Origin of the sequence: Pseudomonas sp. PA-4-8C (assembly GCF_021606625.1) — a bacterium.
Classification (GTDB): Bacteria; Pseudomonadota; Gammaproteobacteria; order Pseudomonadales; family Pseudomonadaceae; genus Aquipseudomonas; species Aquipseudomonas lactis.
This window is the reverse complement of record NZ_WKCD01000035.1, coordinates 1-22855: the sequence shown is the minus strand read 5'-3', so window position 1 is coordinate 22855 and position 22855 is coordinate 1. Positions and strand designations below refer to the sequence as shown.

Here is a 22855-nt window from a genome sequence, read left to right as displayed (position 1 = left end):
CCGTTCGGTCTTTTGACTCAGCTCAATGAAAGGGTGATCAGTCACTTTCGGCACTGATCTAAACCTGTGGGAGCTTCAGTGTGTTGCTGGTGGGGGTTATTCCTCCAGCTCGTACATATAAATCTTCTGGGCATCCATCTGGTAACCCGCGTCGGCCAATTCGCTGGACGATGGCTTGACCTGCATCGCGCCTTCGATCCAGTACGGTTGATACAGCTCATCGAGCTTCACCCCCACCTCGCTTTTCACATGCACGATCTGGTTCGACGGCGGTGGCGGCACATGGATGCAGGCGCCGAAATACGGCACCAGCAGAAACTCCGTAGTGCGGCCTTCTTCGCTGACTTCCAGCGGCACGATATACCCTGGCAGGCGAATATGCTGGCCATCCAGGCTCTGTACCACCGGCGCGTTGGGCATGTCCTGCTTGGCCGCCGGCGCGGCTTCGGCGGACAAGGCATCGGCCATGTTCGACAGGTCGTGCAGCGGCTTCATATTGGGCACTTCTGGTGGCGCATCCGGCGGGATCATCTCCTGCCAGGACAAATCCCTGGGCTGCTCCTGCGCCCAGGCAGGCACGGCCATCAACAACAACAGGGCAAACAGGGCACGACGCATCGAAGCCTTCCTCATAAACGGATGGACAGGCCATCGGCCAAAGATTGGCGGTAGGCGCGCCACGCGGGCACGCTGCCCATCAACAGGGCGGCTGCCAGGATACCGGCGAGCAACGTCCATTCATATTCGCTCGGCCACGACATCGGCAGGTCCAGGCCGTAATTGGCCTGCAAATAACCCCGCGAGGCGGCGATGCACAGGTACAGCAACCCCAGGCCCGCTACCACGCCGGACAAGGCCAGGGCGAAGGCTTCGAAGATCAGCAGCGTTGCGATGTGCCAAGGCCGCGCGCCCACCGACCGCAGGATCGCCATCTCGCGGCGACGCTCGTTAAGGCTGGTGAGGATCGCCGTGAGCATGCCGATCAAACCGGTCAGCACCACGAACAGCGAGATCACGAACAAGGCTTTTTCGGCGGTGCCCATCATGCTCCACAGTTCTTGCAACGCCACGCCTGGCAGGATCGCCAGCATGGGCTCGCCACGAAATTCATTGATCTCTCTTTGCAAGGCAAAGGTGGAAATCTTGTTGTTCAGGCCGAGCATGAACGCGGTAATGGCTTGCGGCGTCAGGTCCATATTGCGCGCCTGGTCGGCACTGATGCGGCCTTTGCCCTGGGCCGGCACGCCGTTGTGCCAGTCGATATGGATCGCTTCCATGCCGCCGAGGCTGATATGCAGCGTGCGGTCCACCGGCGTGCCGGTGCGCTTGAGAATGCCGACCACCGTGAACGGTTTGTCGTCATGCTTGACCAGGCTGACCACCGCCACGCCATGGGCCAGCACCAGCTTGTCGCCGAGTTTGTAATGCAGGGCCTCGGCCACTTCGGCGCCGAGCACTACCTCGAACGGGTCGGTGGCGAAGGCGCGGCCGCTGGCCAGCTCGAGGTTTTGCTTGCGCCCGTACTGGTAGTGCTCGAAGTAGGACTCGTTGGTGCCCATCACCCGGTAGCCGCGATGGGAGTCGCCGAGGGAGATCGGGATCGCCCATTTCACTTGTGGGCTGGCGGCGAAGTGCTCGTAGCTGTCCCAACGGATGTTGTTGGTGGCGTTGCCAATGCGGAACACCGAGTACAGCAGCAGGTTGACCGAGCCGGAACGGGCGCCGACGATCAGGTCGGTGCCGCTGATGGTGCTGGCGAAACTGTTGCGCGCCTCGACGCGCACACGCTCCACCGCGAGCAGCAAGCAGACGGAAAGCGCGATGGCAAACGCGGTGAGGATCGCGGTAAAGCGGCGGTTAGCCAGGCTGGCCATGGCTAGACGGAACAGATACATCTCAAACCTCTGCGGGCATGGCGGCGCGATTGAGTTCGGCCAGCGACAGGTTGCGGTCGAACAGCGACGCCAGGCTCTGGTCATGGCTGACAAACAACAGGCTGGCGCCCGCTTCGCGGCATTCGGCGAACAGCAACTGCAGGAAGGCTTCGCGGGCGTCGTAGTCCAGGGCCGAGGTGGGCTCGTCGGCGATCACCAGCTCCGGCTGGCCGATCAGCGCTCGGGCAGCGGCCACCCGTTGTTGCTGGCCGATGGACAGCGAATCGGCACGGCGTTCCAGCAGGCTCTGGTCCTTCAAACCCAGGTGTGCGAGCAAGGTCGCAGCGGCCTGGTCGACGCTGCCGTGACGCTGCTTGGCCCGTTGCGCGCGCAGCTTGGAAAAGTGGCAAGGCAGCTCGACGTTCTCGCGCACCGACAGAAACGGCAGCAGGTTGAACTGCTGGAAGATATAGCCGGTGTGGTCCACACGGAAACGGTCACGAGCACCGGCCGAGAGTTCGGTCAACTCCTGGCCGAGCAGGCGGATGCTGCCTTGGCTGGGTTTCTGCACGCCTCCCAATAGCCCGAGCAAAGTGGTCTTGCCACTGCCGCTCGGGCCCTTGAGAAACAGGGTTTCCCCGGGTTCCAGGCGGAACGCGGGGATGTCCAGCAACTGCGGGTGACCGGGCCAGTGGAAGCCCAGGTCGGACAGTTCGATTAACGCTTGAGTCATGGGAAGTCAGTGTCGCCTGGTAGTCGAAAATGGCGCCGATCCACTGTGGGAGCTGGCTTGCCTGCGATGGCATCGCTACGGTGTGCCTGCTGCACCGCGTCGCCTGTATCGCAGGCAAGCCAGCTCCCACAGGGACTGTGCTTTCAAGTCAGAACTTCAGGGTGGCGGCGGTGGCCGTCGCGTCAACACCTTGCTGACCGCTCGGGCCGATCAGTTGTACCTGAATTTTCTGGGTGGCGGGGAAGGTCTTGAACACTTGGCTCAAGTCCAGGTTGCCCAGGGCCGCCGGCGTGGCGCAGGTGAACTGGTAATGGGCGTGGATTTCACTGTGGTCGTGATCATGCTTGTGGGCGGCGGCGCCTTTGCCGTCGGAGGCGTGGTCATCGTCGTCATGCTCGGCTTCTGGTTTGTCACCGAACAACGGGCTGTTGAGTTCCTGGCTGCTGACCACGCAACCTGCGGCCTTGGGCAGGTTGAACAGCGCCGATGGATTTTCCAGCTGTTTGCGCACGGCGGCGACCTTGGCCTTGTCGGCGGCGCTGGTTGCCACATGCTCGAAACCCACCAGGTTCATGGCCGGGCTGTCCAGTTCCAGCTCCAGGGCCTGGCCGTCCAGCACGGCATTCAGGCGCCCGACGCCATGTTCATGGGCGCCGAGGCTGCCGTGTTCGTGGTCATGGTCTTCGTGAGCATGAGCGACAGCCAGTGGCAGCAGGGCAAACGGCAAAGCAAGCAGCAAACGGCGCATGAGAGGGCTCCAGGATGAAAGTTTTGTTATGTGATCTTATAACAAATGATCCGAGAGTTTGACCGCCCGCTTGGTGTTGCGCAAGCTGCATGGGAGCATGCCCGTCAGAAAAAATGCAGGAGTAAGGACGATGTTGCGAATTCGTGGAACCATCGGCGACCTGCCGGTGGACTTGACCCTGGAGCTGGACGACGGCGATTGGGCGCGATTGGGTGCCCAGCTGCAGGCCACGCCAACGCCCAGCGCGCCCACTGCGGCTCCGGTCAAACAGAACGAGGACCTGTGGCAGAACGCCCAGGATTTGCTGCGCAAGGCCGGACAACTCAATGGTCTGGAATTGCTCGATCAACTCGAAGGCTTGGCTGGCGATGCCGGGGCGGGCAAGCGCCTGCTGGTGCGCCTGCGCCACAGCGCCAAGGTGAAGGTGAGCAGCGGCGGGGATACGCCGCTGTACAGTTGGATCGGTGATTAATACAACGCGGCAAACAACTTGCGGCGGTACACCGTGACCAGCGGGTGATCATTGCCCAGCAATTCGAACACTTGCAGCAAGGTCTTGTGGGGCAGGCCTTCGCTGTAGCTGCGGTTGCGGATAAACAACTTGAGCAAGCCTTCCAGCGCCGCGTCGTACTGCTGGCGCGCCAGTTGCTGGATCGCCAACTGATAGGCCGCTTCGTCATCCTGCGGGTTTTGCGCCAGGCGGCTTTTCAGCTCGGCGGCGTCCGGCAAGTCCGCAGCCTGGCGCAGGAAGGTGATTTGCGCCTTGGCCCCGGCCAGCGCGGCCTTGTGGTCGTCGCTCTTGACCGCGTCGAGCACGGCCTGGGCTTCACCCAATTCACCGCGCTCGGCCAGGCAGCGTGCATACAGGATCAGCGCGGCGGCGTTGGTGTTGTCCTCGCCCAACAACTGCACCAGCAGCGCTTCGGCCTCGCTGATGCGCCCTTCGCTGAACAGCGCCTGAGCCTGCTCCAACGGGTCCGCCGCAGCCGGCGGTGGCATTTGCACATGGGGCTCCAGCATCGCCCGCACTGCCGACTCTGGCTGTGCACCGGCAAAACCGTCCACCGGTTGGCCATCCTTGAACAGCACCACCGTCGGCAGACTTTGAATGCCAAAACGCGCCACAATGTCCTGTTCGGCTTCGCAGTCGATCTTGGCCAGCAGCAACTCACCCTGATAACTCTCGGCAATCTTCGCCAGCATTGGCATCAGTGCTTTGCAGGGGGCGCACCATTCGGCCCAGAAATCGACCAATACAGGCTTTTCGAAGGAGTTCTGGATAACGGCCTGATCGAAGTTGGCGGTGGTGACGTCGAAGATGTACGGCGTGGGCTCACTCATGGGGCGTCTCGAATAAAGCGGGAATGGGGGCAACTATAAGGGCTGGCGAGGTTGGCTGAAAGTATCGTGGTAGCTCCCACCTTGAAATGCATTCCCCTGTGGGAGCGGGCTTGCCCGCGATGGCCTCAAGCACGCCGCGAATGGTACAGGCTCACCTTACGAAACTCCCAAGGCTCAGCCAGGTCCGGCAACGTCAAGGCCTCGAGGATCTCCAGCCGCCGGTAAGCCGGATGCTGGAAATCCCGTACCCGCGAATCCGCCACCAGCGCTTCGCGGCCGCGGGTGAGGAACTGATCCAGCAACGGCAGGTTGGCGCGGTCGTAGAGCACGTCGGCCACCAGGATCAGGTCGAAGCGGTCGGCTTCGGCAAAAAAGTCTGCCGAATAACTCAGCGCCACCTGGTTGAGTTCGGCATTCGCGCGGCAAGCGGCCAAGGCCAATGGGTCAAGGTCGCAGGCCACCACCTCCAGGGCGCCAGCCTTGACGGCGGCGATCCCGGCTACGCCCGAACCTGCGCCGAAATCCAGCACGCGTTTGCCGGCGACCCACTCGGGATGCGCCGCCAGGTAACGCGCCAACGCCAGGCCGCTGGCCCAGCAAAAACTCCAGTAGGGCGGCTCATGCAGGATGCGCCGGGTTTCTTCCTGGCTGAAGGCGCGGTCCATGTTGTCGGCGTCCAGCAGCCACAACGACAACGCGGTGCCCGGCAACGGGCAGGGCACCAATTGCGCATCGCCAATCAACGCGCTCAAGGCGTGTTGCAGGCCCAGCGGTGGCGTCATGGCGCCTTGACGAGTTGCAGGGGGCCGGTGCTCTGGGTGATCGCCTGGGTGACGCGCACGGCCGGCAGATGCAGGATCAGCTGGCCGGACTGGCTGGCGCGACCGCGCAATTCCACGCGGGCACCGGCCGGGAAGGCTTCAGGGTTGAAGCGCAGGCGGAAGGCCAGGGGCTTGCCGTTGCCGCTCAGTACGCTGCTGGCGAGCAGTTGCTGCGGGCGCGAACGCTCGTCGATCACCAAGAGCGCCATCTCGACTTCGGCACCGGCCGGCACATTGGTCAGGCTGCCGCTGATTTCGCGCTGATAGGCGGGCAGGGGGCCGAGGTCTTCAATGCCCGGGACTTTCTTCTCTTGCGCCGGTGTCGGTTGAGGCGCGGCCGGCTTGGGGGCTTCGCTGCTGCAGGCGACCAGAAAACTGAACAGGCTGAGTAGAACGAGTGGTCGTAACTGCATGTACGGCTCCAGAAAGGACAAAATCCGTGGCTTAAAAAATATGAAACATATAAGCCTGCCTATATACCGTAAAGGCTATGGCTTGTCTTGCCACAGGGATGCGCTACCATGGCCCTCCCATTTTTTGTTGCCTGCCAACCATGCACTGTCCCTTCTGCGGTGCCAACGACACCAAGGTCATCGACTCGCGTCTGGTCGCCGAGGGCGACCAAGTGCGTCGCCGGCGCGAATGCCTGGCCTGTGGTGAACGTTTCACCACCTTCGAAACCGCCGAACTGGTGTTGCCGCGTCTGATCAAGTCCGACGGCAGCCGCCAGCCTTTCGACGAAGAAAAACTGCGCGCCGGTATGCAGCGCGCCCTGGAAAAACGCCCGGTGAGTGTCGAGCGCCTGGAAGCGGCGCTGGTGCATATCAAGCACAAGCTGCGGGCGACCGGCGAGCGCGAGGTCAAGAGCCTGGTGGTCGGTGAACTGGTGATGGGCGAGCTGCAAAAGCTCGACGAAGTCGCCTATATCCGTTTTGCCTCGGTGTATCGACGCTTCCAGGACCTCAATGAGTTCCGCGAAGAGATCGACCGCCTGGCCCGTGAGCCCTCCAAACAATGACCTCTGAACAGGCTGTGCTCGACGCCCACTACATGGCCCGCGCCCTTGAATTGGCGCGCAAGGGCCTGTACACCACCCACCCCAACCCGCGGGTTGGCTGCGTGATAGTGCGTGACGGGCAGATTGTCGGCGAAGGCTGGCATGAGCGCACCGGCGAGCCCCATGCCGAGCCCAATGCCCTGCGCGCCGCGGGCGACAAGGCCCGTGGCGCGACGGTGTACGTGACCCTTGAACCGTGCAGCCATCATGGCCGTACGCCGCCCTGCGCCGATGCGCTGGTGACCGCCGGCGTCGCGCGGGTGGTGGCCGGCATGCAGGACCCGAACCCGGAAGTGGCCGGACGGGGCATGCAGCGTCTGGCCCAGGCGGGTATCGAGGTGCGCAGCGGTGTGCTGGAAGCCGAAGCGCGGGCGCTTAACCCCGGCTTCCTTAAACGCATGGAACACGGCCTGCCGTTCGTGCGGGTCAAGCTGGCAATGAGCCTGGACGGTCGCACGGCGATGGCCAGCGGCGAAAGCCAATGGATCACCGGCCCCGCCGCCCGCGCTGCGGTGCAACGCCTGCGCGCCGAAGCCAGTGTGGTGCTGACCGGTGCCGACACGGTACTGGCCGACGGCGCCCGCTTGACCGTACGCGCCGCCGAACTGGGCCTGGACGAAGCAACCACCGCCCTGGCCATGTCGCGCCCGCCGCTGCGCGTGTTGATCGATGGCCGCCTGCGGGTGCCGCTCAACGCACCGTTCTTCAAGGCCGGCCCGGCATTGGTCATCACCTGCGTCACCCCGGAGAACCAGTTCCCCCGCGGCCCCGAGTGCCTGGTGGTACCGGGGGTGGACGGCCAGGTTGACCTGCGCTCGGCACTGGTCGCCCTGGCTGCCCGTGGCGTCAACGATGTGTTGGTGGAAGCTGGCCCAAGCCTGGCCGGTGCGTTTGCCCAACAAGGCCTGGTGGATGAGTACGTGATATTCATCGCCGGCAAGTTCCTCGGCTCCGCTGCCCGGCCGTTGCTGGACTGGCCGCTTGAGAAACTCGCCGACGCGCCCCAACTCAAGATCACCGACATGCGCGCTGTAGGCGACGACTGGCGAGTCACTGCCATCCCCGTCCCAGCAGCGAGCGTATAATTCCCGGCCTGCGCTTAAGCGGCAGCCCCCTCGTTTTCAGGAGAACGAAATGTTCACCGGCATTATCGAATCCATCGGCAGCATCCGTGCAATGACCCCCAAAGGCGGGGATGTCCGCCTGCTGGTTGAAACCGGCAAGCTGGACCTCGGCGACGTCAAGCTGGGCGACAGCATTGCCGTCAGCGGCGTGTGCCTGACCGTCATCGAGCTGCCAGGCAACGGCTTTGCCGCCGATGTCAGCCGGGAAACCCTGGACTGCACCGCAATGAACGATCTTGCGGCCGGCAGCCCGGTCAACCTGGAAAAAGCCCTCACGCCGACCACCCGGCTGGGCGGTCACCTGGTCAGCGGCCACGTCGACGGTGTCGGCGAAGTGGTTGCCCGCAGCGAAAACGCCCGCGCGGTGGAATTCCGTATCCGCGCGCCCAAAGAGCTGGCCAAGTACATCGCCCACAAAGGCTCGATCACCGTCGACGGCACGAGCCTGACCGTGAACGCCGTGAATGGCGCCGAATTCGAACTGACCATCATTCCCCACACCCTCAGCGAAACCATCATGGCCTCGTACCAGCCGGGCCGCCGGGTGAACCTGGAAGTGGACTTGCTTGCCCGTTACCTGGAGCGCCTGTTGCTGGGCGAAAAGGCCGCAGAGCCTGCAACCGGTAACATCACCGAAAGTTTTCTGGCCGCTAACGGCTACCTGAAATCCTGACCAAGGGGGTGCCGCGTGGCGCTCAATAGCATCGAAGAACTGGTTGAAGACATCCGCCAAGGCAAGATGGTCATCCTCATGGATGACGAAGATCGCGAGAACGAAGGCGATATCATCATGGCCGCCGAGGCGTGCAAGCCCGAGCACATCAACTTCATGGCCAAGCACGCCCGTGGGCTGATCTGTATGCCCATGAGCCGCGAACGCTGCGAATTGCTCAAGCTGCCCTTGATGGCGCCGCGCAATGGCTCGGGTTTCGGCACCAAGTTCACCGTATCGATTGAAGCCACCACCGGCGTCACCACCGGTATTTCCGCCGCTGACCGCGCCCGCACCGTGCAAGCTGCGGCGGCGAAAGACGCCAAGGCTGAAGACATCGTCAGCCCCGGCCACATCTTCCCGCTGATGGCCCAGCCGGGCGGTACCCTGGCCCGCGCCGGCCACACCGAAGCCGCCTGCGATTTGGCGCGCATGGCCGGTTTCGAGCCAAGCGGGGTGATCTGCGAAGTGATGAACGATGATGGCACCATGGCCCGTCGTACTGAACTCGAAGCCTTTGCCGCCGAACACAACCTCAAGATCGGTACCATCGCCGACCTGATTCACTACCGCATGATCCACGAACGTACCGTTCAGCGGATTGCCGAGCAGCCACTGGACAGCGAACTGGGCCAATTCAATTTGGTGACCTACCGTGATTCAGTGGAAGGCGACGTGCACATGGCCCTGACCCTGGGCAACATTTGCGCAGAAGAGCCGACCCTGGTACGCGTACACAACATGGACCCACTGCGTGACCTGTTGATGGTCAAACAGCCGGGCCGCTGGAGCCTGCGCGCCGCTATGGCTGCGGTTTCCGAGGCGGGTAGCGGTGTGGTGCTGTTGCTCGGTCACCCGCTCGATGGTGACGTGTTGCTGGCGCACATCCGCGAAACTGCCGACGCCGTGCCGGTGAAAAAACCGACCACCTACAGCATCGTCGGTGCCGGTTCGCAGATCCTGCGCGACCTGGGCGTGCGCAAAATGCGCCTGATGAGCGCACCGATGAAGTTTAATGCGATATCCGGATTCGACCTGGAAGTTGTAGAATACGTGCCCTCCGAATAAAGGCCGGCGATTTTTGCCCCCTTGTTCGCGGTTAAATCATCACTAAGGGACGCACTTTTCGCGTCCCGGCTCTTTAAGAGATTTGTCGAATGACCCTGAAGACCATCGAAGGTACCTTCATTGCCCCCAAAGGCCGCTATGCCCTGGTGGTTGGCCGCTTCAACAGCTTCGTGGTTGAAAGCCTGGTAAGCGGTGCCGTTGACGCCCTGGTTCGCCACGGTGTGAGCGAGAGCGATATCACCCTTATCCTTGCGCCTGGCGCCTTCGAAATTCCACTGGTTGCGCAAAAAGTTGCTCAGCAGGGTGAATACGCGGCGATCATCGCCCTGGGCGCAGTGATCCGTGGCGGTACCCCGCACTTCGAATACGTGGCCGGCGAATGCACCAAGGGCCTGGCCCAGGTGTCCATGGAGTTCGGCGTGCCAGTCGCTTTCGGCGTACTGACCGTCGATTCCATCGAGCAAGCCATCGAGCGTTCCGGCACCAAGGCCGGTAACAAAGGCGCCGAAGCTGCCTTGTCCGCCCTGGAAATGGTCAGCCTGCTGTCGCAGTTGGAGGCCAAGTGATTTCCGACGAAAGCGATCGTTTCAACCCGCGCGAGCCTCGCCCTGCGGACGCCGGCAAGCCTTCCAAGAACGAAAAGCGTCGCGCTGCTCGTCAACTGGCCACCCAGGCGCTGTACCAGCGTCACCTGGCAGGTGCTTCGCTGAACGAGATCGAAGCGCAGTTTCGCGTTGACAACGATTTCACCTTCGCCGATCTGCCGTATTTCCACGACATCCTGCACGGCGTGCATGCCAACCTGACCGAGATCGACACAGCCCTGGCGCCATGCCTGGACCTGACCATCGAAGAACTCGACCCGGTTGAGCTGTGCGTGATGCGCCTGTCTACCTGGGAGTTGCTCAAGCGCGTTGACGTGCCGTACCGCGTCGTGATCAACGAGGGCATCGAGCTGGCGAAAGTCTACGGTTCGACCGACGGCCACAAGTTCGTCAACGGCGTGCTCGACAAGCTGGCTCCGCGCCTGCGTGAAGCCGAAGTGAAGGAACACAAGCGCTAATCTGCGCTTGATTCCTCAATGGGTGAGTTTGAGCTGATCCGCACATACTTCGCCGCCGCGCCCTGTGCGCAAGGTGGCGAAGGCATTGCCCTGGGGATCGGCGACGACTGCGCCTTGCTGGCGCTTCCCGCCGGGGAGCAACTGGCAGTCTCTACCGATACGCTGGTAGCAGGGGTGCATTTTGCCGACCCCTGTGACCCGTTCCTGCTCGGCCAGCGCTCGCTGGCCGTGGCGGTGAGCGACCTGGCCGCCATGGGCGCCCACCCCCTCGCCTTTACCCTTGCCCTGACCACGCCGAGCGTCGAAGCCGATTGGCTGCAACGCTATGCCCAAGGTTTGAATGCCATGGCGCAAAGCTGCGGCGTGGGCCTGGTGGGCGGCGATACCACCCGTGGGCCGCTGAGCCTGACCCTGACCGTGTTCGGCCGCGTGCCGGCTGGCCAGGCCTTGACGCGCAGCGGTGCACAGCCGGGCGACCTGCTGTGTGTGGGTGGCGAGTTAGGCAATGCCGCGGGTGCCTTGCCGTTGGTATTGGGGCAACGCACGGCTGACGCAGCCATCGCCGAGCCGCTGCTGGCGCATTACTGGTCGCCGCAACCGCAGTTAGCCCTGGGGCTTGCGCTGCGGGGCAAGGCGACAGCGGCGATGGATATCTCCGATGGGCTGCTGGCCGATTGCGGGCATATCGCCAAGGCGTCAGCGGTGCGCCTGGTGGTTGAGCGCCACCGGCTGCCGTTGTCTGCGGCCTTGCTGGCGTTTGTCGGTGAAGACCAGGCTCACGTGGCGGCGTTGAGCGGAGGCGACGACTACGTGCTGGCGTTTACCTTGCCACCGTCCGAGTTGGCGCCGTTGCAGGCGGATAGCTGGCCGGTGCACGTGGTCGGCCGGGTCGAAGCGGGGCAGGGCGTGACGCTGCTCGACGGCAACGGCCAGGACATCACCCCGGCCGTGCGCGGCTACCAGCATTTTCGCCAGACGCCCTAAGCCGGCGGTCTGCGCTACCCTTTATACGATTATCCCGAGAAAGAGGCCGTGACTATGGCTGTATGCCGCTGGCTGCTGATCGTGCTGTGTACCTTCGCTTCCCTGGCCCAGGCGGACACTCCCATGCCCGGCAAAATCGTGCTGGCCAGTGAGGAGTGGAACGACTACACCAACAAAGATGGCAGCGGCCTGGCCTGGGACGTGTTGCGCCAAGTCTTTGAACCGGCTGGCATCACCGTGCACACCCGCAGCGTGCCCTACACCCGCTCGATCGGCTTGGCCCAGCGTGGTGAGGTGGATGGTTGTGTCGGCACCTATCGCGAGGAGGCCAGTGGTGTGCTGTACCCGCGCTGGAACTTCGACGCCGATCATGTCTACGCTCTCGGGCTGGCCACTGCACCCACGCCGACGTTGGCGACCCTGGGCAAGTACCGCCTGGCCTGGGTGCGTGGTTACAAGTACGAGGGGTACCTGCCCAACGTGCAGCGGTTCAACCAGATCGAGCGACGCAGTGGCATTCTGCCGATGTTGCAACACGGTCGCGCCGATTTCTATATCGATGCCCTTACCGAAGCCAAATACGTGCTCAGCCAAGCGCAAGACCCGGCGCTATTCAAACTCACCCATATCGCTGAACTACCGCTCTACGTAGCCTTCGCTGACACCGAGCGCGGCAGGGCATTGATGGCCGTGTATGACCAGCGTCTGGCCAGCCTGGTCAAGACCGGTGAGCTGAAAGCAATTTTCGAGCGCTGGAAACAGCCCTACCCCTTGTAGGAGCGAGCTTGCTCGCGAAAAACTCATAAACGCCGCGTTCACCCAGGATGCCCGCGTCATCGTTGACCACATTCGCGAGCAAGCTCGCGCCTACATAGAATCAATCCAAAGGCCAATCGAACCTATTGATCTTTATCAGCGATAATTCAGCTTAAGCGTCTGTAGGAACGTGCTGTTACAATGCCCGCCTCTGTGAAATCTGAAATCAGGAGCACACGGTGCCCGTCGTTTTCGTCGCCGCTTCCAAGCTGCCTACCCCTTTTGCCACGTTCACCATGAACGGCTTTCTTGAAGAAGCCACCGGGCGCGAGCACGTTGTGCTCAGCCTCGGCGACATCACGGATGGCGCGCCGGTGCTGGGGCGTGTGCATTCCGAGTGCCTGACCGGCGATGCGCTGTTCAGCCAGCGCTGTGACTGCGGCTCGCAACTGGAGGCCGCACTGCAAGCCATCGCCCGTGAAGGTCGTGGCGTATTGCTGTACTTGCGTCAGGAAGGCCGCGGCATTGGCCTGTTGAACAAGATCCGTGCCTACGAACTGCAAGACGGCGGCGCCGATACTGTGGAGGCCAACGAGCGCCTGGGCTTCGCCGCCGACCAACGCGACTACGCCATCTGCCTGCCGATGCTCGAGCACCTGGGGGTCAAATCCCTGCGCCTGATGACCAACAACCCCCGCAAAGTCAAAGCCTTGACCGAGATGGGCATCACCGTGGCCGAGCGCGTACCACTGCACACCGGGCATAACCCGCACAACAAACTCTACCTGGCCACCAAAGCCAGCAAGCTCGACCACATGATGGGCAACGAGCACCAGGGCGAGGTCGACCGCGCGTGACCCGTGGCCAGGTGAAACGGCGACTGTCCTTCAACTGGTGGCAGTACCTGGCGTTGGCGTTGCTGCCTTTGTTTGTGATCAACCTGCTGTTTGGCCGTGCTGGATCCTTGTTGCCCGTATTGGCCATGCCGTTCTTCATCGCCGGCGTGGCCTCGATGTTTCTCAGCCTGCGTTATTTTCATGCTTATAAACACGCGCTGATCGCCACCTCCAAAGCCCTTGATACTGCTGACGAACCAGCGGCCTGGATCACCCTGGCGGCGCGTCGGCGCACGGCCTTGCTGGTTGCAGCGTTACCGGCCTGGATCGGTGCGCTGGCGGTGTTCGTCGGCCTGGAGGCGGTGCCGCTGTTTCTGTTGGCGCTGTCGACGCTGGTGCTGTTCTACCTCTATCGCATACCGCGTCAGTTGGGATGAAGCGCTACTGGCTGGCGTTGTTGCTGGTATTCAGTGCTCAGGCGTTGGCGGTCGAGCGGGTTGTCAGCCTGGCGCCGTCACTGTCTGAAATCGTGCTTGAACTGGGTGCCGAGGACTTGCTGGTTGGCGTACTTGATGGTGGTGAGCGCCCGGTGGCGTTGGCGAAGGTGCCCTCGGTCGGGCGCTACGGCCAGTTGGACATGGAGCGCCTGCTCAGCCTCAAGCCCGACCTGATCCTGCTGTGGCCTGGCAGCGTCGGCCCGGCCCAGCGCGAGCAGCTCCAGCGGTTGAACATCCCGGTGTACGTCGCCGAACCCCACAGCCTTGAACAACTGACCGCGCAGGTGCAGGCCATTGCCGAGCAATTGGGCCGCGCCGAGGCCGGGCACCAGCGCGCGGCACAATTGCGCCAGCGCTTGGCCGAGTTGCGCCAGCGCTACCAGCGGGCCGAGCCGCTGCGAGTGTTCTACCAAGTGTGGAACCAGCCGCTGTACACCGTGGGCGGTGGGCAGATCATCAGCGATGCCCTCAGCGTGTGCGGGGCGCGCAATGTGTTCGATGACCTGAAGTTGCCGGCGCCGCAGGTGAGCATCGAGTCGGTGCTGGCGCGTGATCCGGAGGTGATCCTGGTGGGGGATCAGGCTCAGAAGGAGGCCTGGACGGCATGGCCGGCGATGGCTGCTCGGGTGCGGTTAGTGCCGGACAAGGGCCTGGAACGGCCCAGCGGGCAGATGTTGGAGGCGGTGGGGCGGTTGTGCCAGGTGATTGCGCCGAACCTGTGACAACGCTATCGCAGGCAAGCCAGCTCCCACAGGGGAATGCATTTCAATTGTGGGAGCTGGCTTGCCTGCGATGACGCCGGATCAGGCTACTTAGAGCTCAGGTGTCCACGTCACCCCGAACATCCACACCCGACCTTCTTCGCGATAGTCCTGATTGTTCTCATAATTGGGCTCGTCATAGCTGTACCTCGCCCGCGCGTAAGTCCCGTCCAGCACGTTATCAACCTTGACCGATAACAACACTTCCCGCGTCATTGCCCAACTGCTACGCAACCCCAGCAGGCTATAGCCCGACAGGCGCTTGGTGTTCTCTGCATCGTCATAGCTGCTACTAACCGCTTGCCAACTGGCTCCCACGCCCAAACGGTCAAACTGACGATCCAGGTCCAGGCTCAAGGTGCGGCGTGCGCGACGCTCCAGGGTGTGTCCGCTGTCGTTATCGCGCGGGTCGATGATCGACAGACCGAGGTTACCTTGCCAGCCAAACAATTCCTGCTTGAGCGCGGCCTCAAAACCATTGATCCGGGCCGAAGCCACATTGCGCGGAATATAGAAATCTATCTGCCGCGCAATGATGGCGTCCTTGAGCTCGGTGCGATACAGCGAGGCCTCTAGGCGCATTGTGTCGGTCAGTTGGCTGCGCCACTGCAACTCATAACTTTTCGAATGTTCAGGCTTGAGGTTGGGGTTGCTGCTAAATGGGTAATACAGGTCATTAAAGCTCGGCGCGCGGAAGCCTTCGCTGTAGGACAGCAATAGATCGTTATCAGGGTTGAGCGGCAGGGTGAAGGTACCGCTCCAAGTATTCTGGCTGCCGAATTGCTGGTTGGTGTCGTGGCGCAGGCCCAGCTCAGTGGAAAACGCCTCGGCCTTGAATCGATGCTGGATAAATACCGCACGGTTCCAGCGGCTATCGGCTTTGAGGTTTTCACTGGTGTGGACGCGGTCTTCATACCAGTCGCCGCCCAGGATCAAACTGTTGCGCTCAGTCAGACTCAAGTCGTTCTGCCAGTTAACCGAATCGCGATAGGTATTGAAGGCGGCGTTGTAATCGCTCAAGCGGTCACGCTTAGTGTCACGGTTCTCGCTGTGACCTAGTTCCACGCGGGTTTGCCAGGCATCGTTAATCTTGGCATCGACATAACTACTGGCGCTGCTCACGGTGTAACGGGTGTAGGGCTTCATCCCCACGGCCTCAGTCAAACTGATGTTGCGGCCGAAGGGGTTGTCATATTCGGCCCTGCCTCGGCCATCCAGCAGGTTGAATCCGACTTCCACATCATCGCTCAGCGAGTGGCTGAGGTTGAGGCTTATGGAGTTGTTGCGATAGGCGTCGTGATCGCCATCGCTTGCGAAGGATTTGCGGGTCCAGTCGATGCCCTGGGTTTCATCCAGGCTGGCGCCGAGGTTGAAGCGCGTGCGCCCATCACCGCCCGACAAGCCAAGGCTGCGTTCCCAGGTCTGGTGGCTACCAAAACCCAGATGCAGGCGTGGATGGATGCCGGCTTCGGCATTACGTCGCGTGAAAATCTGGATGACCCCACCAATTGCATCGCTGCCGTAGATCACCGAGCGTGAGCCGCGCAGCACTTCTACTCGCTCAATCTGATCCACACTCAAGAACTGCAGCCCGCTGTCACCCGATGTGGCATTGGCAATGCGTTGGCCGTCTACCATCACCAGGCTTTGAGCAGTCTTAGTGCCGCGAATGAAAATCCCCGGCAAACTGCCACGCCCACCGGTTGGCGCAACTTGCACGCCCGGCACGCGGCTGAGCAGGTCGGTGACGCTGGTGGGTTGCAGGCGGTCGATGTCGGCGCGGGTGAAGACGGTGTTGGCGGCGCTGCTGTCGTTACGCGCCTGGACTTGTCGGTTGGCGCTGATAACCACGTCGGAGAGCTTCAGGGCCTCGTCGCGGGTATCGGCGAGCAGGTCGGCGCAGGGAAGCAGTAGCAGGGCAAGGCACAGGCGTTTCATGGGCTGTCCATAGCATTCGAATGTCATGCAAAACCACTGTGGGAGCTGGCTTGCCTGCGATAACGGTGTATCTGACACATTGTTAGCGAATGTGCCGCCGTCATCGCAGGCAAGCCCGCTCCCACATTTTGGGCTGATTACAGATTCAGTAGCGCCAGGCGCTCGCGAACGGACGCCTCGATACCCGCTTCATCCAGCCCGCACTCAGCCAGCATCTGCGCCGGCTTGGCGTGTTCGACGTATACATCCGGCAAGCCCAGGTGCAGCACCGACTTGAGGATATTCTCCCGCGCCAGGAACTCGCTGACCGCCGCACCGGCGCCGCCCATGATGGCGTTCTCTTCGACGGTCACCAGCAGCTCATGGCCAGCGGCGATCTCGCGCACCAACGCTTCATCCAGTGGCTTGACGAATCGCATGTCGACCACGGTGGCGTCGATCTTCTCAGCGACTTTCAAGGCTTCGGCCAGTTGTACGCCAAACACCAGGAACGCGGTTTTGCTGCCTTGGCGACGCACGATGCCTTTACCGATTTCAATCGGCTCCAGGTCTTTTTCGATCACGGCGTTCGGGCCGGTGCCGCGCGGGTACCGCACAGCGGCCGGGCCGTTGTACAGGTGGCCGGTGCTGAGCATCTTGCGCAGTTCGTTCTCGTCGCTCGGCGTCATTACCAGCATGCCGGGGATGCAACGCAGGTACGACAGGTCGAAGCTGCCCGCATGTGTCGGGCCGTCTTCGCCCACCAGGCCGGCACGGTCGATGGCGAACAGCACGTCGAGGTTCTGTACCGCTACATCGTGAACCAGCTGGTCATAACCGCGTTGCAGGAAGGTGGAGTAGATCGCCACCACCGGCTTGGCGCCTTCGCAGGCCATGCCGGCCGCGAAGGTCACGGCGTGTTGCTCGGCAATCGCCACATCGAAGTAACGCAGCGGGAAACGCTCGCTGAACGCCACCAGGTCGGAGCCTTCCTTCATCGCCGGGGTCACACCCACCAGGCGCGGGTCGGCGGCGGCCATGTCGCACAGCCATTCGCCAAACACCCCGGAATACTTCGGCCCGCTGGCCTTTTTCGGCGCGGCGGCGGGAGCGTCCAGGGGTTCGAGCTTAGTGATCGCGTGGTAACCAATCGGGTCGACTTCCGCCGGAGCGAAACCTTTGCCTTTCTTGGTGACGATATGCAGGAACTGCGGGCCCTTGAGGTCGCGCATGTTGCGCAACGTCGCGATCAGGGTGGGCAGGTCGTGGCCGTCGATAGGGCCGATGTAGTTCCAGCCCAGCTCTTCGAACAGCGTGCCGGGGACCAGCATGCCCTTGGCATATTCTTCGGTGCGGCGCGCGATTTCCCACGCGCCAGGCAGACGCGACAGCACTTTCTTACTGCCTTCGCGCATGCTGGCATAGGTACGGCTGGAGAGGATCTTCGCCAGGTAATTGGACAGGCCACCCACGTTGCGCGAAATCGACATGTCGTTGTCGTTGAGGATCACCAACATGTTGGCGTCCACTTCCGGCGCATGGTTCAGCGCTTCGAAGGCCATGCCGGCGGTCAGCGCGCCATCACCAATCACCGCAATCGCCTTGCGCTCACTGCCTTGCAGGCGGGCGGCAATCGCCATGCCCAGCGCTGCACTGATAGAGGTGCTGGAGTGGCCGACGCCAAAGGTGTCGTACTCGCTCTCGGCACGGCGCGGGAAGGCGGCCAGGCCGTCCTTCTGGCGCAGGCTGCCCATGCGCTCGCGACGGCCGGTGAGGATTTTATGCGGATACGCCTGGTGGCCCACGTCCCACACCAGCCGGTCGTCCGGGGTGTCGAACACGTAATGCAAGGCAATGGTCAGCTCGATCACGCCCAGCCCGGCGCCAAAATGCCCACCGGTCTGGCCGACCGTGTAGAGCAATTCCAGGCGCAGCTCATCGGCCAGGGTTTCCAGCTCGGCTTCACCCAGTCGACGCAGGCCGTCCGGCGTGGCAGCACGGTCGAGCAGGGGCGTGGACGGGCGTTTGCGGGGAATCTCTTGAAACGTCGTGGGCATCAGGCGAATCGTTATAGGTATAGAAGAGGCGGCAGTTTACCTCAAGCCGTGCAAACTGCCCACGCAGAGCGCCGAACTTGGCCGATATGCGGCGCAAATGGCCACGGCTGTCAGTGGCGACGTTCGACGATATACCGCGCCAGGTCACGCAGTGGCTCGGCCGCCGCGTCGAAAGGTCGCAGGGCATCCAGAGCCTGGTCACGCAGCTCGATGGCATACGCCTTGGCGGCTTGCAGCCCGAGCAACGCAGGATAAGTCGGCTTGTCCCGTGCGATATCGGCGCCTTGGCGTTTACCGAGGGTGGCGGTGTCGCTTTCCACGTCGAGGATATCGTCCTGTACCTGGAAGGCCAGGCCGACAGCACGAGAATAGGTCTGCAGCGCCGCTAATTGCTCGGCGTCGGCACGGCCACTGGCCAGGGCGCCCAGTTGCACGGCGGCCTCAATCAGCGCACCGGTCTTGTGGCGATGCATGTGTTCGAGGGCTTTTTGATCGAGCTTGAGGCTGACCGAGCCCATGTCGATGGCCTGCCCGCCGACCATTCCAGCCGGGCCCGCTGCATGGGCCAGGGCGGTGACCATGCGCAAGCGGATCTCGGCGTTGACGCTGCTTAGCGTCGGGTCCAGCAATGCGCTGAACGCCAGGCTCTGCAAGCCATCTCCGGCCAGAATTGCATAGGCCTCATCGAAGGCTTTGTGGGTGGTGGGCTGGCCGCGACGCAAGTCATCGTCGTCCATTGCCGGCAAGTCGTCATGCACCAGGGAATAGGCGTGGATCAACTCGACCGCACAGGCCGCACCATTCGCCTCGGCTGCCGGCGCCCCGAGAGCTTCGCAGGCGGCATAGGCCAGCAACGGGCGCACACGCTTGCCGCCATTCATCACGCTGTAGCGCATGGCTTCATAGAGGCGCGTCATTTCCGGGCTTGGCGCAACAAACAGGGGCTCCAGCGCGGCATTCACCCGGGCTTGGCTACTGGCTTGGTATGCGCTGATCATTCCGGCTGTTCCGCATCGAAAGGCTCTTCGGCCAACTCCCCGTCACGCTCCAGCAACACTTGGACCTTCTGCTCCGCCTGCGCCAACGCGCTCTGACAGTCGCGGGTCAGGCCGATGCCTTGCTCAAACGCTGTCAACGAGTCTTCCAGCGACAACTCGCCGTTCTCCAGACGCTCGACCAGGGCTTGCAGGTCGGCGAGGGATTGTTCGAAATCGAGTGCAACTTTTTTGCGGGCCATGGCGGCAATTCCGGTAGACGGTAAACCGGCGCGACACTAGCAGACATGGGGGATTGGGGCAAATGAGTGGCGCACACACGGTGATGTGAGCCGATTGATGGGTTTATTCGGCTCACCCCATGAGCCGATTAGCGACCTTATTCGGCTCACCGAGTCTCAGCCTGCCTTCGTGGCGACCCAGCACTCCCCCTGCGCCGCTTTCAATTGGGCCTCGAAGACCAATAAACCCTGATGCATATTCTGCAATGCCACAATTTGCATGGCTAACGCTTGCTTCTTATTGGCGATGGCTTGGTCAGCCTTGTCCCAAGGAAGCGCATCACCCTCGTACCCCTGCAAAATCTCCTGTAATTCCTTGAGCTTGAACCCCAGCTGTTGCGCGCACTTTATAAACATCAGCCGCTCGACACTCTGCTCGGTATAAACGCGATAACCGCCCCGACGCGCAGGCGCTGGCATCAGCCCGATTGCCTCATAGTGACGAATCGCCTTGATGGTCGTGCCGGACAACTGCGCGGCTTTGCCGATGTACATGAAAACTCCCTTTTTCAAATAGTGCGCCGGCCTGTTTCAGCCACTTGGCCCGCTGCGTCAGCGAAGAGCCCAGCACCGGCCCCAACAGCAGCGTCTTGCTCGTCGCGATGCCGCACAGCGCCAGCGTGGTGCGCCGCATTTGGTGGATGGCCGGCATGCGATAAACCCAGCGGTAATACCACGCCGGTGTGTCGAGGGTCACTAACAAGTGCGCGGTTCGGCCCTTTAGCAGCTTGTCTGGGAATGCCTTGCCTGCGCGGTACTTGAAGGCAAAGCCGGGGAGGAAAACGCGGTCGATAAAGCCCTTCATCAGTGCCGGGATACCGCCCCACCAGACAGGGAAAACCCAGGCCAGATGCTCGGCCCAAAGGATGTCGGCTTGGGCGCTGAGCAAGTCAGGTTCCAGCGCTTGAACCTGGGTGTAAGCATGATGAAGGATGGGGTCGAACCTGAGATCACCCAGGCGCAGGACGCGGACTTCGTGACCGGCCGTTTTAGCAGCGTGGATATAAGTGTGCGCGAGGGCGGAACAAAAGCTATCGGCGGACGGGTGGCCGAGAATGACCAGAATGCGCTGACTCATGGTGATAGGTCCTGAAAAGGGGGCTCAGGGTAGGGGGTGCCGTATAGGGGAGAGTCAAGGGCCAGCAGGACCTTTCTGTGAGGTAAGCAGGAACCTTCCTGAACTGCTCTCGAATGCTTGTGACGGCACTGTGGGCTGGCTAGCCTGCCTTCCCTGGCATCAGGGTTTTTCGCCGCGCGATTTCAAGTACAGGCGTGCTTTTGCTAAGGCGTGGTCGGATTCGGAAATTTGTGCAACAGGTTGCTGCACAATTGTGTTGGTGCCATCAAGTCGCGCTTTTGGACAAACTTCCCGGCACACGAGTTTGCCTAGCATCGAGCAAATCGAGCAAATCGAGCGAGAGTTGGCGGGGTAGGCTGGGCCTTTTCGGTGGCTGAAAAATGTAAGGAAAAATCTCACGCGTGAGCTATTGAGTACCTTGCGGATTGCCTGTAGATTTTCTCACGCGTGAGTTTTTCACAGCGAGGTCAGTACCATGAACAGCAGCTCTCCATCGAGCCCATCAGCAGGGCCCGATACCCATTCAGCAAGCCTCAAGGGAGAGCGCTTGAAACCGCCCGCAAAAAAGCCGTCGAGCTTTTACATGAAGCAGATGCGCGCGGGGCTGGCGGCGGCCGGTTATGTGAAACACGAGACTTGGGTGCTTCCTGAAAATCGAAGCCTGCTCAAGCAAATGGAGAAACAGCTTCGCCAACCGATCCTGGCTGGCTCATTCATGTCGGAGAATTTCATGAGCGCAGGTACCAACTGGAATATCGATCGCCTCTTCAGTGCTCTTCAGGCGCTGGATGACGTGACGTCCAATGACATTACGCTTTCTCTCGTCCAAGGCTCTGAGTCCAGCATCAAGCTGGAGATGAACGACTTTGGTGGCTTGCCGATTTATATCGCGGTGGTGGGTGAGCAAATCATCGTGGATACCGTCCTGGTCGACGCCGAGTCCATCAACGACGTGCCGGCCTTCAACGACGCCGTGCTGCGCAGCCGGGAGATGTTCCCGTTGTCGTCCATCGGTATCGAGTCCATGCCGAACGGGCAGGTGGTCTACAACATGTTCGGTGCGCTCAGCTCCGACTCCAGCCTGACCAACATCGTGACCGAGGTGAAAACCCTGGTTGATAACGTGCAGCGCGCCAGCGAAGCCTTCGAACGTTTCTTCATTTAATTATTCGGGAAAATCCAATGACTCAGTCCATCTGGAGCAAATTGTTCACCGCGTTGCGTGGCGGTGCCAGCGAAGTCGGCGAATCGATCGTCGACCAACAGGCCCTGCGCATCCTTGACCAGGAAATTCGCGATGCAGACAGCGCCTTGGCCAACGCCAAGCGTGAGCTGGTGAGCATCATGGCCAAGCACAAACTGGCGGCTGATCGTGTTGGCGAGTACGACGCCAAGATCAAAGACCTGGAATCCAAGGCGATGGCCGCAATCCAGGCCAATCGTGAAGATCTGGCCCTGGAAGTCGCCGAAGCCATTTCGACCCTGACCAACGAGCGGGACGTCGAGCAAAAACAAACTGCCGAGTTCGGTGGCTACGCCGAGAGCATGCGCAAGGACATCACCAAGGCCGAGAGCCGGATCAAAAGCCTGCGCCAGCAAGTGGACATGGCCAAGGCTCGCGACAGCGTGCAGAAGGCCCAGGTCAGCGCATCCATTGCCAGCGGCGGTGCCAACGGCAAGCTGGAAACCGCCGTCGGTACGCTCAATCGCTTGCAGGCTAAACAGCAGCAACGTGCCGCTGAACTGCAAGCTCAGGATGAACTGGCCGAAGCGTCGACGGGGACAGACCTGGAACGCAAACTGCGCGATGCCGGCATCACGCCGAACGAAGGCAGTGCCAATGCGATTCTGGAGCGCTTGAAGCAAAAGTCGGCTGAGTAAGCAACGTTGCCGAAGGGAGGAGGGCATTTCTGCCCTTCTTTTTTATGCCGAGGTGAGGATGAACGCCTTGAAGGGTTTCAAGACAATCGCTGGCCTGGCCCTCTTCATGGTCGCGCTGCAACTGCTCAATGTAGCGACCGGTTACAGCCTGATGGCATTCGGGCTGGTCCCAAGAACACTGCACGGCCTGTTCGGCATCCTCACCTCACCGTTTCTGCACGCGTCCTTTGCCCACCTGAGCGCAAACCTGATTGCCTTTCTGGTCCTGGGC

At 61.8% G+C, this 22855-nt stretch carries 27 protein-coding genes and 1 pseudogene; 15 read left to right on the top strand and 13 right to left on the bottom strand.

Going from position 1 to position 22855, the window contains the following annotated elements; genetic code table 11:
• Positions 1-96: 96 nt before the first annotated feature.
• The 4 genes from GIW04_RS08985 to GIW04_RS08970 all read right to left on the bottom strand — a co-directional run bounded on the left by GIW04_RS08985 (position 97) and on the right by GIW04_RS08970 (position 3355).
• Positions 97-618 (bottom strand): DUF3299 domain-containing protein, encoded by a 522-nt coding sequence (locus GIW04_RS08985; RefSeq protein WP_032900890.1) that lies wholly within the window; start codon positions 616-618, stop codon positions 97-99.
• An 11-nt stretch (positions 619-629) separates the two neighbouring features.
• Positions 630-1895 carry an ABC transporter permease gene (locus GIW04_RS08980; RefSeq protein WP_003194597.1) on the bottom strand — a complete coding sequence of 422 codons (1266 nt, stop codon included), beginning with the start codon at positions 1893-1895 and terminating at the stop codon, positions 630-632.
• A gap of 1 nt (position 1896) precedes the next feature.
• Complete coding sequence (locus tag GIW04_RS08975; protein ID WP_003194595.1) at positions 1897-2607, bottom strand: ABC transporter ATP-binding protein; 711 nt, start codon at positions 2605-2607, stop codon at positions 1897-1899.
• Positions 2608-2755: 148 nt separating this feature from the next.
• Positions 2756-3355 carry a DUF2796 domain-containing protein gene (locus GIW04_RS08970; RefSeq protein ID WP_003194593.1) on the bottom strand — a complete coding sequence of 200 codons (600 nt, stop codon included), beginning with the start codon at positions 3353-3355 and terminating at the stop codon, positions 2756-2758.
• Between the two features lie 130 nt (positions 3356-3485).
• On the opposite strand from GIW04_RS08970, the gene GIW04_RS08965 reads away from it, so the two are divergent.
• Positions 3486-3827 carry a hypothetical protein gene (locus tag GIW04_RS08965; protein WP_003194591.1) on the top strand — a complete coding sequence of 114 codons (342 nt, stop codon included), beginning with the start codon at positions 3486-3488 and terminating at the stop codon, positions 3825-3827.
• On the opposite strand, the gene trxA is transcribed toward GIW04_RS08965, so the two are convergent.
• From trxA to GIW04_RS08950, 3 genes are all read right to left on the bottom strand, one after another.
• Positions 3824-4696 carry a thioredoxin gene (trxA, locus tag GIW04_RS08960; RefSeq protein WP_019818859.1) on the bottom strand — a complete coding sequence of 291 codons (873 nt, stop codon included), beginning with the start codon at positions 4694-4696 and terminating at the stop codon, positions 3824-3826. The two genes, GIW04_RS08965 and trxA, sit on opposite strands and share 4 nt — an antisense overlap.
• 125 nt (positions 4697-4821) lie before the next feature.
• The gene (locus tag GIW04_RS08955) at positions 4822-5478 is read right to left on the bottom strand and encodes a class I SAM-dependent methyltransferase (protein WP_003194588.1); all 657 of its coding nucleotides are present in this window, start codon (positions 5476-5478) and stop codon (positions 4822-4824) included.
• Positions 5475-5930, bottom strand: coding sequence for a YbaY family lipoprotein (locus GIW04_RS08950; RefSeq protein WP_034133864.1), 456 nt, complete (start codon positions 5928-5930; stop codon positions 5475-5477). Before GIW04_RS08950 ends, GIW04_RS08955 begins: the two co-directional genes overlap by 4 nt.
• Before the next feature lie 140 nt (positions 5931-6070).
• Between GIW04_RS08950 and nrdR the strand changes: the two genes are divergently transcribed.
• The 11 genes from nrdR (at position 6071) to GIW04_RS08895 (ending at position 14336) form a co-directional block, all read left to right on the top strand.
• The gene (nrdR, locus tag GIW04_RS08945) at positions 6071-6535 is read left to right on the top strand and encodes a transcriptional regulator NrdR (protein WP_019818855.1); all 465 of its coding nucleotides are present in this window, start codon (positions 6071-6073) and stop codon (positions 6533-6535) included.
• Positions 6532-7659, top strand: coding sequence for a bifunctional diaminohydroxyphosphoribosylaminopyrimidine deaminase/5-amino-6-(5-phosphoribosylamino)uracil reductase RibD (gene ribD / locus GIW04_RS08940; protein ID WP_003194582.1), 1128 nt, complete (start codon positions 6532-6534; stop codon positions 7657-7659). Before nrdR ends, ribD begins: the two co-directional genes overlap by 4 nt.
• A 49-nt stretch (positions 7660-7708) precedes the next feature.
• Positions 7709-8371: a riboflavin synthase gene (locus tag GIW04_RS08935; RefSeq protein WP_003194580.1), complete on the top strand. Its 663-nt coding sequence runs from the start codon at positions 7709-7711 to the stop codon at positions 8369-8371.
• Between the two features lie 15 nt (positions 8372-8386).
• Positions 8387-9478 carry a bifunctional 3,4-dihydroxy-2-butanone-4-phosphate synthase/GTP cyclohydrolase II gene (gene ribBA / locus GIW04_RS08930; RefSeq protein ID WP_003194579.1) on the top strand — a complete coding sequence of 364 codons (1092 nt, stop codon included), beginning with the start codon at positions 8387-8389 and terminating at the stop codon, positions 9476-9478.
• An 89-nt stretch (positions 9479-9567) separates the two neighbouring features.
• Positions 9568-10044 carry a 6,7-dimethyl-8-ribityllumazine synthase gene (gene ribH / locus GIW04_RS08925; protein ID WP_120248738.1) on the top strand — a complete coding sequence of 159 codons (477 nt, stop codon included), beginning with the start codon at positions 9568-9570 and terminating at the stop codon, positions 10042-10044.
• Complete coding sequence (gene nusB, locus GIW04_RS08920; protein WP_003194574.1) at positions 10041-10541, top strand: transcription antitermination factor NusB; 501 nt, start codon at positions 10041-10043, stop codon at positions 10539-10541. The genes ribH and nusB overlap by 4 nt, the downstream gene beginning before the upstream one ends.
• Positions 10542-10559: 18 nt before the next feature.
• Positions 10560-11525: a thiamine-phosphate kinase gene (gene thiL / locus GIW04_RS08915; protein ID WP_120248739.1), complete on the top strand. Its 966-nt coding sequence runs from the start codon at positions 10560-10562 to the stop codon at positions 11523-11525.
• Between the two features lie 54 nt (positions 11526-11579).
• Positions 11580-12302 (top strand): substrate-binding periplasmic protein, encoded by a 723-nt coding sequence (locus GIW04_RS08910; protein ID WP_120248740.1) that lies wholly within the window; start codon positions 11580-11582, stop codon positions 12300-12302.
• A gap of 218 nt (positions 12303-12520) precedes the next feature.
• Positions 12521-13138: a GTP cyclohydrolase II gene (gene ribA, locus GIW04_RS08905; RefSeq protein ID WP_005791841.1), complete on the top strand. Its 618-nt coding sequence runs from the start codon at positions 12521-12523 to the stop codon at positions 13136-13138.
• Positions 13135-13554: a hypothetical protein gene (locus GIW04_RS08900; RefSeq protein WP_003194566.1), complete on the top strand. Its 420-nt coding sequence runs from the start codon at positions 13135-13137 to the stop codon at positions 13552-13554. Before ribA ends, GIW04_RS08900 begins: the two co-directional genes overlap by 4 nt.
• The gene (locus tag GIW04_RS08895) at positions 13551-14336 is read left to right on the top strand and encodes a cobalamin-binding protein (protein WP_120248741.1); all 786 of its coding nucleotides are present in this window, start codon (positions 13551-13553) and stop codon (positions 14334-14336) included. The genes GIW04_RS08900 and GIW04_RS08895 overlap by 4 nt, the downstream gene beginning before the upstream one ends.
• A gap of 90 nt (positions 14337-14426) precedes the next feature.
• Here GIW04_RS08895 and GIW04_RS08890 read toward each other — a convergent pair whose 3' ends face one another.
• The 6 genes from GIW04_RS08890 to GIW04_RS08865 form a co-directional block, all read right to left on the bottom strand.
• A complete protein-coding gene (locus GIW04_RS08890; RefSeq protein WP_120248742.1) occupies positions 14427-16313 on the bottom strand; it encodes a TonB-dependent receptor domain-containing protein in 1887 nt (628 codons plus the stop codon).
• A 137-nt stretch (positions 16314-16450) separates the two neighbouring features.
• Positions 16451-18349, bottom strand: coding sequence for a 1-deoxy-D-xylulose-5-phosphate synthase (gene dxs / locus GIW04_RS08885; RefSeq protein ID WP_034133859.1), 1899 nt, complete (start codon positions 18347-18349; stop codon positions 16451-16453).
• 110 nt (positions 18350-18459) lie between these two features.
• Positions 18460-19347 (bottom strand): (2E,6E)-farnesyl diphosphate synthase, encoded by an 888-nt coding sequence (ispA, locus tag GIW04_RS08880; protein WP_014720119.1) that lies wholly within the window; start codon positions 19345-19347, stop codon positions 18460-18462.
• Entirely contained in the window at positions 19344-19586 is a 243-nt protein-coding gene (locus GIW04_RS08875; protein ID WP_003194556.1) for an exodeoxyribonuclease VII small subunit, read from the bottom strand. The genes ispA and GIW04_RS08875 overlap by 4 nt, the downstream gene beginning before the upstream one ends.
• Before the next feature lie 156 nt (positions 19587-19742).
• Positions 19743-20120, bottom strand: coding sequence for a MerR family transcriptional regulator (locus GIW04_RS08870; protein WP_034133857.1), 378 nt, complete (start codon positions 20118-20120; stop codon positions 19743-19745).
• The gene (locus tag GIW04_RS08865; RefSeq protein WP_120248743.1) at positions 20059-20703 is read right to left on the bottom strand and encodes an NAD(P)H-dependent oxidoreductase; all 645 of its coding nucleotides are present in this window, start codon (positions 20701-20703) and stop codon (positions 20059-20061) included. Before GIW04_RS08865 ends, GIW04_RS08870 begins: the two co-directional genes overlap by 62 nt.
• 583 nt (positions 20704-21286) lie before the next feature.
• Here GIW04_RS08865 and GIW04_RS08855 point away from each other — a divergent pair.
• From GIW04_RS08855 to GIW04_RS08845, 3 genes and pseudogenes are all read left to right on the top strand, one after another.
• Positions 21287-21868: a YjfI family protein gene (locus GIW04_RS08855; protein ID WP_032895109.1), complete on the top strand. Its 582-nt coding sequence runs from the start codon at positions 21287-21289 to the stop codon at positions 21866-21868.
• 17 nt (positions 21869-21885) lie between these two features.
• Positions 21886-22584, top strand: a complete 699-nt coding sequence (locus GIW04_RS08850; protein ID WP_003194548.1) for a PspA/IM30 family protein — start codon at positions 21886-21888, stop codon at positions 22582-22584.
• Positions 22585-22642: 58 nt separating this feature from the next.
• Positions 22643-22855 (top strand): annotated as a pseudogene (locus GIW04_RS08845) (rhomboid family intramembrane serine protease); the annotation flags it as partial.